The following is a 13,201-nucleotide window of genomic DNA, read 5'->3' as shown; positions in this document are numbered from 1 at the left end:
TGTTTCCTTTATCTCATTTAAGGAAGATCGGCTAAAACCGCCGCTTTGCGCGGCAACGCCGACCTACCCGCGATGCGCGGGCACAGTTTGTACGTCGCTAAACGGGCGCTTCCGCTTTTGTTCTTTTCCATTGACCTCCAAAATGAGGGTGTTTTTAAGCGTCAGCTCTTTAAAAGTTGTCAGCATGTTAGATGAATCACCTGCATAAGCTTTATTAACCGCATCCTAGTTGGAGGGAAGTTAATGGATATACTCAATAAAGTGAGGGGCCACAGAGAAGAAGAAAATCGTTTAAAATGGGAAGGCACCTTTGCGGAATATCTGGAGATTGTGAAGGAACGTCCGGAAGTTGCCCAGACGGCTCATTCGCGGGTTTATAATATGATTAAAAACTCTGGTATTACCGAAAGAGACGGCCAAAAAATGTATGACTTCTTTGGGGAAGGTATTTTTGGACTGGAAGATTCAATTGAACGGCTCGTGGAAGAATATTTTCATCCCGCTGCCAAGCGGCTTGATGTACGAAAACGGATCCTGCTTTTGATGGGCCCGGTCAGCGGCGGGAAATCAACCATTGTAACAATGCTTAAGCGCGGACTCGAAAAGTATTCCAGAACAGACGAAGGGGCAGTTTATGCGATCAAGGATTGTCCGATGCATGAGGACCCCCTGCATCTGATTCCCAAACATCTTCGGGAAGATTTTTATAAGGAATACGGCATTCGCATCGAAGGAAGTCTTTCCCCGTTAAATTCTATGAAACTGGAAAAAGAATATGGCGGCCGGATTGAGGATGTTAAGGTTGAGCGCATCTTTCTGTCCGAGGATAAACGGACAGGTATTGGCACCTTCAGTCCGTCCGATCCGAAGTCACAGGATATTGCTGATTTAACCGGGAGTATTGATTTTTCAACGATTGCTGAATATGGTTCTGAGTCTGATCCTCGTGCATATCGCTTTGACGGCGAATTAAACAAGGCAAACCGCGGCATGATGGAGTTCCAGGAGATGCTGAAATGTGACGAGAAGTTTTTATGGCATCTGTTATCCCTGACCCAGGAAGGAAATTTCAAAGCAGGCAGATTTGCGCTTATTTCAGCAGATGAATTAATTGTCGCACATACGAACGAGGCAGAATATCGGTCATTCATTTCCAATAAAAAGAATGAAGCACTCCATTCCCGGATTATTGTAATGCCAATTCCATATAACTTGCGTGTGAGCCAAGAGGAACGGATTTATCAAAAAATGATTAAGGAAAGTGACATGTCACATGTCCATATCGCGCCGCATGCACTGCGAGTTGCTGCGATATTCTCTGTTTTAACACGGCTGGAGGACTCCGGTAAGCAGGGTGTTGATGTGGTCAAAAAAATGCGTCTGTACGACGGTGACAGTGTGGAAGGCTATGACCAGCTTGATGTTGATGAGTTGCGCAAGGAGTTTCCGGAAGAGGGGATGAATGGAATCGACCCGCGTTACGTCATCAATCGGATTTCTTCCACGATTATTCGCAAGGAAGTTCCATCGATCAATGCACTCGATGTGCTTCGCTCCCTGAAAGATGGTCTGGATCAGCATCCGTCCATTTCCGATGAGGATCGGGAAGACTACATGAACTATATTGCTGTTGCCAGAAAAGAGTATGACGAAATTGCCAAGAAGGAAGTACAGAAGGCGTTTGTCTATTCGTATGAAGAATCAGCTAAAACACTGATGGATAACTATCTTGATAATGTGGAAGCATTCTGTAATAAAACCAAGCTGCAGGACCCGCTTACAGGGGAAGAAATGCAGCCGGATGAAAAATTGATGCGTTCGATTGAAGAGCAGATTGGCATCTCGGAAAATGCCAAAAAAGCATTCCGCGAAGAGATTCTTATCCGTATTTCTGCATATGCCCGAAAAGGAAAGCGTTTTGACTATAATTCACATGAACGGCTGAGAGAAGCAATTCAGAAAAAGCTGTTTGCGGATCTGAAGGATGTTGTGAAAATAACCACTACCTCCCAGACACCGGATGAATCACAACTGAAGAAAATAAATGAAGTGATTGCCAGGCTGATCGACGAATATGGCTACAATTCAACGTCCGCCAATGAATTGCTGCGTTACGTCGGCAGTCTGCTGAATCGCTGATTAATGATCTTAAAAGCATCGAATAACAAGACTGATGAAATATCCGGTCTTGTTATTTTTTTACTCGACAGGTGACAGGCATCACCCGAACTTTGTCGAATTCTATTTAATGTGCATGCGCGCATATACACGTTTGCTGCCGGCTGCATATGCTATGTATTAAAATAATAGAGGAGGGGAAGACATGCGGGAAGAGAAGGAAAATTTTGTTGTCTCTAAGGAAGATTGGTCCCTCCATCGCAAGGGGTTTCAAGATCAGAAACGCCATATGGATAAAGTAAAAGACGCCATTCGCGATAATTTGCCTGATTTGGTCAGTGAGGAAAATATCATTATGTCCAATGGACGGGATATTATTAAAATCCCTATCCGTTCATTGGATGAATATAAAATCCGCTATAATTACAATAAATCAAAGCATGTTGGCCAGGGGGATGGAGACAGTGAAGTAGGCGATGTGATCGCACGGGACCCAAATGGTGATGAGCAGGGGAAAAGTGGATCCGGGAAAGGAAAAAAGGCAGGAGATCAGCCGGGCCAGGATTATTATGAGGCAGAGGTTTCACTGGCTGAACTGGAGGAAGTATTGTTCAGGCAAATGGAACTGCCGGATTTACGTGAAAAAGAACAGGACGAAATTACGACAGATGAAGTGGAGTTCAACGATGTCCGAAAAAAAGGGCTGATGGGCAATATTGATAAAAAACGCACGATCCTTACCGCGCTCAAACGGAACGCGACGGAAGGAGATCCGGGAATTACGCCGATCCGTAACGATGATTTGCGTTTTAAGACATGGAATGATGTAGTTAAGCCGGAGTCTAAAGCAGTTGTTCTCGCAATGATGGATACCAGTGCATCAATGGGCACGTTTGAGAAATATCTGGCGAGGAGTTTCTTTTTCTGGATGACGAAGTTTCTGCGGACGAAATATGAAATGGTGGATATTGCTTATATTGCACACCATACAGAGGCAAAAGTGGTTCCTGAAGAATCATTTTTTTCAAAAGGAGAAAGCGGTGGAACGATGTGTTCATCAGCATATCGAAAGGCATTGGAGCTGATTGACGAAAAGTACCATCCAGTGCGTTATAATATTTATCCTTTTCATTTTTCCGACGGCGAAAATATCACCTCCGACAATCCGCAATGCATGACACTCGTGAACGAATTGATGGATGTGTCCAACATGTTCGGATATGCCGAAGTGAATTCATATAATCGCCAATCAACACTGATGCGCGCCTACAAGGATTTTGACAATCCAAAGTTCCAGCATTTTATTCTTAAGGAAAAAGAGGACGTCTATCATGCACTGAAACACTTTTTCCAGAAAAAAGAAGCAGCTGGTGTGTGATCAGGCGCTGGGAATATCATAACGAACAATAAGGAAATTAGCGGAGGAAATACACGAAGACTCCTGGGGGAGCTAAGGCATAGGTGAGACTCGTAGTGCGTTAGCAATCTTTTCTGCGAGGAGTGCTGCTTCACTGAGATCACTTGCAACACGACGAGCACGGAGAGGCTCTCCAGCCGCCCCCGGAAAGCGAAGTGTATTTCCGGAGCGGCGTTATATAACACCAATTTCTTTTTTACTTCACCAATTCAATCTTATACACGCCGCGTGATGTGCTGATTAAAAACCGTGTTCCGTCAAATTCATAAAGGGAATCATCTTCAATCGGAATTTCATACAGTGATGACGGCAGGACTTGGCTGGCATCGGTGGTATCGGTTTGGATACTGCCGGTGCCATTTAATTGCAGGGCATGCAGTGGTTCATAGTCATCAAGTCGTCTTGTGTTGGCAGCATATGAAATATGATCAAGGGCAACAATCGTTTCGTCCAGATCATCCAGTTCCAGTTTAGAAATTTTAATTGTTTGCCCATTCCATTGAGTCAGCATTTCATTAAATTCTTCAATTGATAAAAACGGTTGCATGGAAATCATTCCTCCTGAAGTTAGTGTTGCCGGGGAACTGGTGGCCAATGCTGGTAAAAATTGAAAAGTCCCTGATAGACCGTAAAAGTTCCCTATAGAAGACAGACTGGTACCAATTTGTGATTGGTGGTCAAGTTTCATGCTGTAAGAACATAAACTATACCATGTTCATCGGAAACATGGCCGCGAACAATAGGGAGGGGTTATATTGGCAGATACAAAAGCACTTGACCGGGCAATTGCAGAGATAACGGAAATTGCCTCAGGGTTTGGACTTGATTTTTATCCAATGCGTTATGAAGTTTGTCCCGCTGATATTATATACACGTTTGGGGCATATGGCATGCCGACACGGTTCAGTCACTGGAGCTTCGGAAAGCAGTTTCATAAGATGAAGCTGCATTATGACCTTGGCTTAAGTCAGATTTACGAACTGGTCATCAATTCAAATCCGTGCTATGCATTTTTGCTGGATACGAACAGTCTGATCCAAAACAAACTGATCATTGCGCATGTACTGGCACATTGCGATTTTTTCAAAAATAATGTCCGGTTTGCCAACACACGGCGGGACATGGTGGAGAGCATGACTGCAACCGCTGAACGGATTTCCTATTATGAAATGACATATGGAAAGGATGAAGTGGAACAGTTTTTGGATGCTGTTTTGTCCGTTCAGGAACATATCGATCCTTCATTGGTCAAACCGAAATATGGAAACGATGAAGTCAATAACAACGTGGAAGCAGAATCAGCACCGGTCAAAACACCGTATGACGATTTATGGAACTTGGATAAGAAGCCGGAGAGCAAGCAGAAAGTAAAACGGCTGGCGAATAAAAAGTTCCCGGTTCAGCCGGAAAAAGATCTGCTTTTATTTATTGAGGAGCATAGCCGGGACCTTGAGGACTGGCAGCGTGATATTTTGACAATGATGCGTGAGGAAATGCTTTATTTCTGGCCGCAGCTCGAAACGAAAATTTTGAACGAAGGCTGGGCATCCTACTGGCATCAGCATATTTTGAGAGAAATGGACCTGACCACAGATGAGGTCGTGGAATTCTCAGCATTAAATGCAAGTGTTGTGCAGCCATCCAGACAGCAAATCAATCCATACTATCTTGGGGTCAAAATGTATGAAAATATTGAGGAGCGATACAACAATCCGACAGAAAGAATGCGGGAACTTGGCGTTGAGCCTGGATCGGGCAGAGAGAAAATTTTTGAGGCAAGGGAAATTGAATCCGATATTTCCTTTATCCGCAACTATTTAACGAAAGAAATGGTTCAGGAAGAAGATATGTATTTATTTGAAAAGCAGGGAAGAGATTACCGGATTACCGATAAGGATTACGAAAATGTCCGTGACCAGCTCATCTCGATGCGGCTTAACGGAGGATTTCCATATATTTATGTGGAAGATGGCGACTATCTCCGGAGCGGCGAATTATATTTGAAACATGGTTATGAAGGCATGGAACTTGATTTGCATTATTTGGAGCATGTGCTTCCGTATATTTATCAGTTGTGGGGACGAAACGTTCATATGGAAACGGTCGTGGAAGAAAAGCAGATTGTATATACGTATAATGGGAGCAAGGTGACGAGAAGGTATATTTAGAGTTACTGAAAAACGAAGAGGTTGGGACAAATCAGAAAGTGAAAATTAAAAGACGAACGGTTCAAAGGACTAGCGGAGGAAATATACGTAGACTCCTGCGGGAGGAAAGGCCTAGATGAGACCCCTCAGTGCGTAAGCACGAGGAGGGCTCAACAGCCGCCCGCGGAAAGCGAAGTATATTTCCGGAGCGGCTGAGCCTATCACGTTAATTCGTCTTTTCTTTTGATAAAACACTTTTTGTCCCATCCTCTTCATTTTTGTCTCAAGTATGTTAGGAATTAAATTTTTTAATAGCTGTTTTTTTAAAGTGAAGTGAAAAACGTGTATAGTCCTGAATCGTGCGAAGTTCCGCTCAAATGTGCGAAGTCCCCGTCCAAACGAGCGAACTCCGGCTAAAACGTGCGAATTCCTCATCCAAACGTACAAACTCCCTATTAAAATGCCTGTAATCACCACAATAATTCGCTCAGGAAACTGGTCTGGAGAAAATTTAGGCTGTAACCAACATCATATAAGAATGGAATAATTTCTGTAATTAATATAGAATTAATAGTAAAGACACTATCGGATCGATTATGAATCCAAGCCTAAACATAATAAGGGAGGAAATCGACATGACAAAGGAAATGAAAATTGTCTATAACGAGAAGTTGTCATCAGAACAGCGTGAGGAATTACTGCAAACATTAAAAGACCGTTTCGAAAAAAACATGAATCGTCATGAAGGTATGGAATGGGCTGATGTTCAGGCAAAGCTGGAAGCAAATGACCAAAAATTATGGTCGCTCAATGAAATGGAAGAAACCAGCGGAGAGCCGGATGTTGTCAGACATGATGAAGAGAAGGACGAGTATATTTTTTATGATTGTTCAGCGGAAAGTCCCAAAGGCAGAAGGAGTATCTGTTACGACCGTGAAGCGCTGGAATCAAGAAAAAAACATAAACCGAAAAACAGCGCCATCGATATGGCAACTGCCATGGGCATTGAGATGTTAACCGAAGAACAATACCGCGAGCTGCAGCAACTCGGAGATTTCGATAAGAAAACGTCAAGCTGGGTGAAAACACCTTCTGATATCAGAGATCGTGGTGGTGCTATCTTTTGCGATTTTCGTTTCGGTCACGTTTTCGTGTATCACAATGGGGCAGAGTCCTACTACGGTGGAAGAGGGTTCCGCGCATCGTTAAGAGTATAAGTTGTATCCAGTTTCGCTGAAGGAGCGACTTCCCGCAACGGTATAAATTTTATGCTTTCACTACTAAAGCGTTTCTGTATAAGCAGGAACGCTTTTTCCATTAATCATGCTGATGGTTCAATGTCCCGTATTTTCATTTGTTGCATAGGATAATACCGTAATCTGCTAAGGGGACGTGAAACCATATGGGATTATTCATGAATAAGGCGGAACATCCGGATGTCTTCAGAAATAATCAGTCAATTGAGGAGCCTAATCAGAGCTATTTTAAATTGGATTATTTTGATGAACTGTTAAAGGAACAGAACCGTGTGAACAGTACACTGTTTAGCTCGTTCCATAACCTTGAAAAGCTGTATGAGCAACAAAAACATACGCAGGCTGACCAGTGGAAAGAAATAAACGATCAACTGCTTTCTTTAATGGAGCGCAGTTTTCAGCATGAACAATTCGAAAGTGAAACAATGGAGTGGTTAACCGTGTTGGACCGGAATCATGCAGAGATGAAACAGCTGATGGAAAATGAGAATGTATTTAAAGCGGATGTTACGGAGCGGATTGAGCATCTCCGGCAATCCAATCAGGAGATCGTGGATAAATTAAATCATTACGGATCTTCCAATCAGGAATTAGTTGAGGAAATGGGCGAACTGGTAAATCTTCATAAAAAAATGTCAGCGGAGCTTTCCAAGCAGGACGATCATCAGCATCATGTAATGGATAAATTGGAAAATCAGGAAGCATTGATGGAGAAAACATTGAGGCAAGTCAGTCATTTTCGGTCCATTCTTTTCGAGCGAACCAATTATATTGCGGAACGGATCGAAAACAGCTATAACCTGACATCTTCCTACGTATATAAGCTTATGACCGGTTCTGATCAGCCTTTGACACTCTATCTGGAAGAGCGGAAAAAAGCTGAAAGTAATAATAAGGGCGAATAAACCAATGGCGATACACTATTCGTATCGCCATTGTGTTCATTCCATTAAAGTGAAAACCAGGAACAATTATCACGCATTTTCCTGGCTGTCGGCCATCTGATGTTTTTTCTCCGATTTGTTGATAATCGTTGTTCCGACAAGGTCTCCGGTTACATTTAACCCAGTACAGCCCATGCCGACCAGCACATCGATTGCAGTTAATAATCCAACTGCTTCCATTGGCAGACCCAACTGGGCAAATACCGTCGCAATCATGATGATACCTGCTCCCGGTACTCCTGCCGTACCTACTGATGCCAGGGTTCCAATAATAACTACTTGCAGCATGTCAGTAAAGCTGAGCGGATCTCCGATAATATTGGCTGCAAATACCGCAGAAACAGCGATACGGATAGCCGCACCATCCATATTGATGGTTGCACCTAGTGGCAGGCTGAATCCATAAAGACTGTTCGACAGCTTCATATTTTTGGCAGCCTGGAGCGTAATGGGCAGTGTGCCTGAGCTGCTTTGTGTTACGAATGCTGTAATCATTGGTGTGCGAGCTTCACGGAAAAAGTTTTTCAGATTTATTTTGGTAACCAGTAAAAACACAATATAAAATCCTATTTGTACGATAAGTGCTGCATATAAGACCAATACCATGCTGCCGAGTTCAATCAGTGTATCTGCACCTTGATTCCCGACAACTTCAGCAATGATGGCAAACACGCCAATTGGAATATAATGAATGATTATTTTCATGATGTTCATCGTAGCTTCGTTTAAGCCGTTAACGACATTAAAGACACTTTCGCCAAGCTGTGCGTGCTCGGTTGACGAGCGTAATGCCGATATGGCCATTCCGAATACAATGGCAGTGAAAATAATGCCGAGCAAATTAAGCTCACTGAATGCGGTTATAATGTTTTCCGGAACAATGTTCAGAAGCACACTTGTTACCCCGGGATTCTCGGGCGTTTTAAATTCCTCATCTGTATTTAGTGTCATCCCGGTTCCCGGATCAAACATGCTTGCCACAGTAATTCCAGTGATGATTGCCAAAGCAGATGTCAGAACATAATAGATAAAAACTTTTCCGCCCATTCGTCCGAGGCTGCTTAAATTAGTCTGGTTAATACCGACGATTAATGTGAATAATACAAGCGGGACAATCAGAAACTTCAGAAGCCGGATCAGCAAGTCTCCAAAAGGTGCCAGCACAGCCGCATCCTTGCCGAAGATCAGTCCGACTGCCACCCCAAGGATTAAAGCTATTGTTATTTTTACGATAAGTGATGATTCGATATATCCACGCCAGATTGCCTTCAATTTAGTGCCGCCTCCATTCTGTTTAGTTCGTATTCCGATATTATTAATAGGAATTATGTATAATAAACATACAGTACCATATCACGAACTGTCAAAAACAATGCAATGCAAGGGAAAGAAGGGGAATTGACCTAAAAAAATCTGCCCCAGCATTTGCTGAAGGCAGATCAAAGTGTGTTACTTATAAATTAATACGTTACTTACCGTGTTGTCCTGGCTTTGTCCAATCACACGGAAGTTCAGTCCGTATTCCGGAACATTGCGTCCCGCGTCAATCTGTCCGGAGTTGCTCCAGTCAGCATCGTCACTGAACACCGGTGTACGTTTGGTAAAGTTATCTTTCAACGTTACACCAAGCAGGTCTCTGTAATCGAGGAACATTTTATCTGTTTTGTCCAGGGTGAATGCAGCATCATGTATCTGGTAATCGGATGCCGCTGCACTTTTATCGCTCCAATACAATGTATGCTGATCAGCGTCAACTACACCAAGGAATCCCTCACCTGGGTGGATGCCTGTCCAGTTGTTGTCATAGGATTTGTCCACATACCAGACAACAAGACCCGGATCATAACTCATCAGGCTGTCGCCGCGGGCAATGTGTGCCAGTCCCTCGTCCACACCATTATGAGTTCTCCACTCAAGCAGATAATAGTGTTCTGTATAGTACTTACCATCATGTTTTTCAAAACCATTCAATTCGAATTTCGGTTCACCTTCTGCGCCGTCAGAGAAAACCTCATTTCCGTCAGCGGTTACGGATACGTTATCAGCAAAGAAACCATCAAGATTTGTAGCCCAGTCTGTCATAGAACGGAATTGAAGCTTTATTTCCTGACCGGCATATTCGCTGATATCGATGGATTCGTGCACCCAGCCGTCACTTGAGCCGGTATAACCAGGCAGGTTTTCCTTAATTGCCGGGTATCCATCCGGACTTACTTCTGAGGTAGTTCGTTCGCTTGATAACGAATTCCATGTTTCTCCACCATCAGTGGAAACTTGTACCATCGCAAAGTCCCAATTTGATTCAATGTTATACCATGCATCAAAATCAAGTGTTGCATTCATTGCATTTGTTAAGTCGATTGTTGTGACCATCTTGTGATCTGCTTCATCACCTTTGCCGCCGTAGTATTCGTATTGCCCTTCAGCAGGCTTGTTTAGTACGTTCAACTTGTCCGGCAAGTCAACACGGACAGCATCATTATTTGTACCTTTTGTTACACCTTCATCCAGAAGTACAGATACGCCATCATCTGTTACGTCATCTGCATGGATGGTTGTTCCGCTTAACCAGTTGCCGCCATGCAATGTTTGCAGCATTTCTTTCGCATATGGGCTCATTCCAGGTGGTTCTGTTCCGGGTACTTTACCGGCCCAGCTGCCGCCTGACATCAATGACCAATATCCAATTGCCTCACCGGCACCGCTGTATTGGGTGTCGTACTCATCAGGCAACCCAAGATCATGTCCGTATTCATGGGCAAAGACACCTGCTGCTCCATCTTCCGGTTCAATGGTGTAATCGTAGGCACCTAATTTCCCGTTGAAACGGTCACTGTCTGATTCTGCACCGGGAATAGCCGTCAATGCCCCAAGATTCCAGCGGTGTGACCAGATAGCGTCCCCTCCAAGTGCGCCGCCACCGGCTTCCTCACCGACACCTGCATGGATTATCATCAAGTGGTCAATAATTCCGTCCGATTCATCTTTCACACCATCACCATCATAGTCATTGCGATCCCAAACGTCATATTCGCTTAAATCAATCGACGGATCTTGTGCAGCTTTTTTCAGTGCTTCAAATACAAGTTCACGTGGACGTGCATCGCTGCCATCCGGAGCAGGGACATTATTACCGTAGTATGCAGCCGGGTGGTCAGCCGTATACCAGCCCGCAACATGTCCGCCAACTGTGTAGCTTCCGCCTGATTGTTTCTCATAGTACTGTTTCATGGAAATCAGGTTTTCACCGTTCGGGCCTTCGTAACCGCTTTCACCAAAGATCATATTCTGAAAATGGCTGAGCGGGTAATTTTCATACCACATATCGGTTTCTTCCTGTGTAATCGAACTGTGCTGATAATCAGGATATTCAATCGCAAGAACCAATACTTTGTCTTTGCGGACGTCCCCGTTATATTCTTCTCTTACAACGGAAGTAACATTGTTTTTCTTGGCAAGTCCCAATTTATTTCCTTTACCGTTTGTCAAAGGATTATTTTTCTTGTCAGGTGATGACTTCATATTTTGATTCAAATCTTTAGGAGTATTGACCTTCATTTCTTTGCTGGTTTTTGTTTTACCTTTTAAGTACTTTTTCAGCGCTTTTTGTGCTTCCTTATGTGTGGCATTCTTATCAATCGTGCCGTTTTCTTTCAGCATCTTGATTAGTTTTTCATCGTTTGCAATACCCACGTCCGTTGGTGACCCTTGTGCCGGAGTTACTTCAGATGATAGATGATTGCCTGGGTCATGCGACTGTAAAGTTTCAGCATTCACTGTACCAAGTCCCAGTGAAAGAACTGCTGCCGTGGAAATGAGTAAACTTTTCTTCAAAACCATCAAACTCCCCCTATTTTTCTAAGTTATGATCTTCAGAATTCCCGCTGTCCCTCCCCCTTTGCAAAATCTATTAATCTCACAATACTAATGATATAGCTGTGAATGAATATTGTAAATATTTTCAAAGGAATATTGCTAAAATAGTAAAAAATATCTATATATGGAATAGGCCTATAGTAGTGTCGCGTGTTTAGCTGCATAACGGAGGGGTATACGTGTGAAAATATGTATATCTGAATACTGGAAACAGATGAAACCATGACAACTGTCATACCCACTCCTTGACGTTTATGTCTACAACAGTGTTTATAACTTCTTTAAAATAAGTTATGAGATGGTATTTCGTACGTTTTGGGAGGAAATGATGAGTAAACAAAAACAGGCACAATTAAAAAAGAGTGTTGCTTCGTTTGCAACACCGGATATGAAAGCCAGTATTAAACAACTATTGAACACACTACTGCCGTTCTTTTTACTTTGGTTTCTTGCGTATCAGAGTCTATCGGTTTCGGTATGGCTGACACTGGGACTTGCCGTTGTGGCATCAGGGTTTGTCATTCGTATTTTTATTATTTTCCACGACTGTACCCACCAATCCTTTTTCAAGAATAAGAAGGCAAACAGGATTGTTGGAACGTTAACGGGGATTATTACATTGTTCGCTTTTGAAAAATGGAAACGGAGTCATGCCATTCACCACGCAACAAGCAGCAACCTGGATAAACGGGGAACCGGTGATGTGTGGGTGATGACTGTGGATGAATATGCTGAAGCATCCTTTTGGGGAAGATTGGCATACCGGCTGTACCGAAATCCGCTTGTTATGTTCGGCTTGGGTCCGCTTTACCTTTTCTTATTGTCGAATCGTTTCAATCGAAAAGGAGCAAAACCGAAAGAACGATGGAATACGTATTTGATTAACGCATCGATTGCTGTTATTTATGCAGCGCTGATTTGGGCCATCGGCTGGCAGGCTTTTTTAATCATACAGCTGCCAATCCTATTTCTGTCAGGATCACTGGGTATTTGGTTGTTTTATGTCCAGCATCAGTTTGAGGATTCCTATTTTGAGAATGAAAGTGAATGGGATTTTGTGAAAGCTGCAGTTGATGGAAGTTCCTATTATAAGCTTCCAAAGGTAATGCAATGGATGACCGGAAGTATCGGCTTTCATCATGTACACCATTTAAGCCCGCGAGTTCCTAACTATAAATTGGAAGAGGCACATGAATCAACACCACCGCTGCAAAAGGCGACAACCATCACATTGGTGTCCAGCCTGCAATCGATTCGGTTCCGATTGTACGATGAGGCAAGCAAATCATTTGTCAGCTTCAGGGAAGTAAAAGAAATTTTGCGTAAACGAAAAAACGGAATACAAATGGGAACTGGAAGAAAAGCTGTCCAGGAAAAATAAATAAAGTTTGGTAACCTGCCCTTCCATATTGTATGGGAGGGCTATCTGTTTGGTATACTTTA

10 protein-coding genes are annotated in these 13,201 nt (G+C 43.2%); 7 read left to right on the top strand and 3 right to left on the bottom strand.

The annotated features are described in order from the left end of the window. The 3 genes from ABD010_RS12945 to yhbH form a co-directional block, all read left to right on the top strand. A partial coding sequence (locus ABD010_RS12945) for a hypothetical protein (protein ID WP_343813785.1) occupies window positions 1–208 on the top strand: 208 nt, incomplete at its 5' end. Window positions 209–243: 35 nt separating this feature from the next. Further along, window positions 244–2,139 carry a PrkA family serine protein kinase gene (locus tag ABD010_RS12940; RefSeq protein ID WP_343813783.1) on the top strand — a complete coding sequence of 632 codons (1,896 nt, stop codon included), beginning with the start codon at window positions 244–246 and terminating at the stop codon, window positions 2,137–2,139. A gap of 184 nt (window positions 2,140–2,323) precedes the next feature. Beyond that, entirely contained in the window at window positions 2,324–3,496 is a 1,173-nt protein-coding gene (gene yhbH, locus ABD010_RS12935; protein ID WP_343813780.1) for a sporulation protein YhbH, read from the top strand. 235 nt (window positions 3,497–3,731) lie between these two features. Here the strand turns inward: yhbH and ymzB are convergent, their stop codons facing one another. Next, complete coding sequence (gene ymzB / locus ABD010_RS12930) at window positions 3,732–4,082, bottom strand: protein YmzB (RefSeq protein WP_343813777.1); 351 nt, start codon at window positions 4,080–4,082, stop codon at window positions 3,732–3,734. A gap of 208 nt (window positions 4,083–4,290) precedes the next feature. On the opposite strand from ymzB, the gene ABD010_RS12925 reads away from it, so the two are divergent. From ABD010_RS12925 to ABD010_RS12915, 3 genes are all read left to right on the top strand, one after another. Further along, entirely contained in the window at window positions 4,291–5,703 is a 1,413-nt protein-coding gene (locus tag ABD010_RS12925) for a SpoVR family protein (RefSeq protein WP_343813775.1), read from the top strand. 614 nt (window positions 5,704–6,317) lie between these two features. Further along, window positions 6,318–6,899: a DUF4256 domain-containing protein gene (locus tag ABD010_RS12920; RefSeq protein ID WP_343813772.1), complete on the top strand. Its 582-nt coding sequence runs from the start codon at window positions 6,318–6,320 to the stop codon at window positions 6,897–6,899. A gap of 185 nt (window positions 6,900–7,084) precedes the next feature. Next, window positions 7,085–7,843, top strand: coding sequence for a hypothetical protein (locus ABD010_RS12915; RefSeq protein ID WP_343813769.1), 759 nt, complete (start codon window positions 7,085–7,087; stop codon window positions 7,841–7,843). Between the two features lie 69 nt (window positions 7,844–7,912). Here ABD010_RS12915 and ABD010_RS12910 read toward each other — a convergent pair whose 3' ends face one another. Together ABD010_RS12910 and ABD010_RS12905 are read right to left on the bottom strand one after the other, a co-directional pair. Beyond that, the gene (locus tag ABD010_RS12910; protein WP_343813766.1) at window positions 7,913–9,154 is read right to left on the bottom strand and encodes a dicarboxylate/amino acid:cation symporter; all 1,242 of its coding nucleotides are present in this window, start codon (window positions 9,152–9,154) and stop codon (window positions 7,913–7,915) included. 177 nt (window positions 9,155–9,331) lie between these two features. Continuing rightward, a complete protein-coding gene (locus ABD010_RS12905; RefSeq protein WP_343813764.1) occupies window positions 9,332–11,722 on the bottom strand; it encodes an immune inhibitor A domain-containing protein in 2,391 nt (796 codons plus the stop codon). Between the two features lie 364 nt (window positions 11,723–12,086). Between ABD010_RS12905 and desA the strand changes: the two genes are divergently transcribed. Continuing rightward, entirely contained in the window at window positions 12,087–13,139 is a 1,053-nt protein-coding gene (gene desA, locus ABD010_RS12900; RefSeq protein WP_343814494.1) for a Delta(5) desaturase DesA, read from the top strand. Window positions 13,140–13,201 lie beyond the last annotated feature (62 nt).

Origin of the sequence: Virgibacillus siamensis (assembly GCF_039522605.1) — a bacterium.
GTDB classification, from domain to species: Bacteria; Bacillota; Bacilli; order Bacillales; family Amphibacillaceae; genus Lentibacillus; species Lentibacillus siamensis.
Note: the sequence above shows the minus strand (reverse complement) of the source record. Positions and strands in the feature narration are given on the sequence as shown.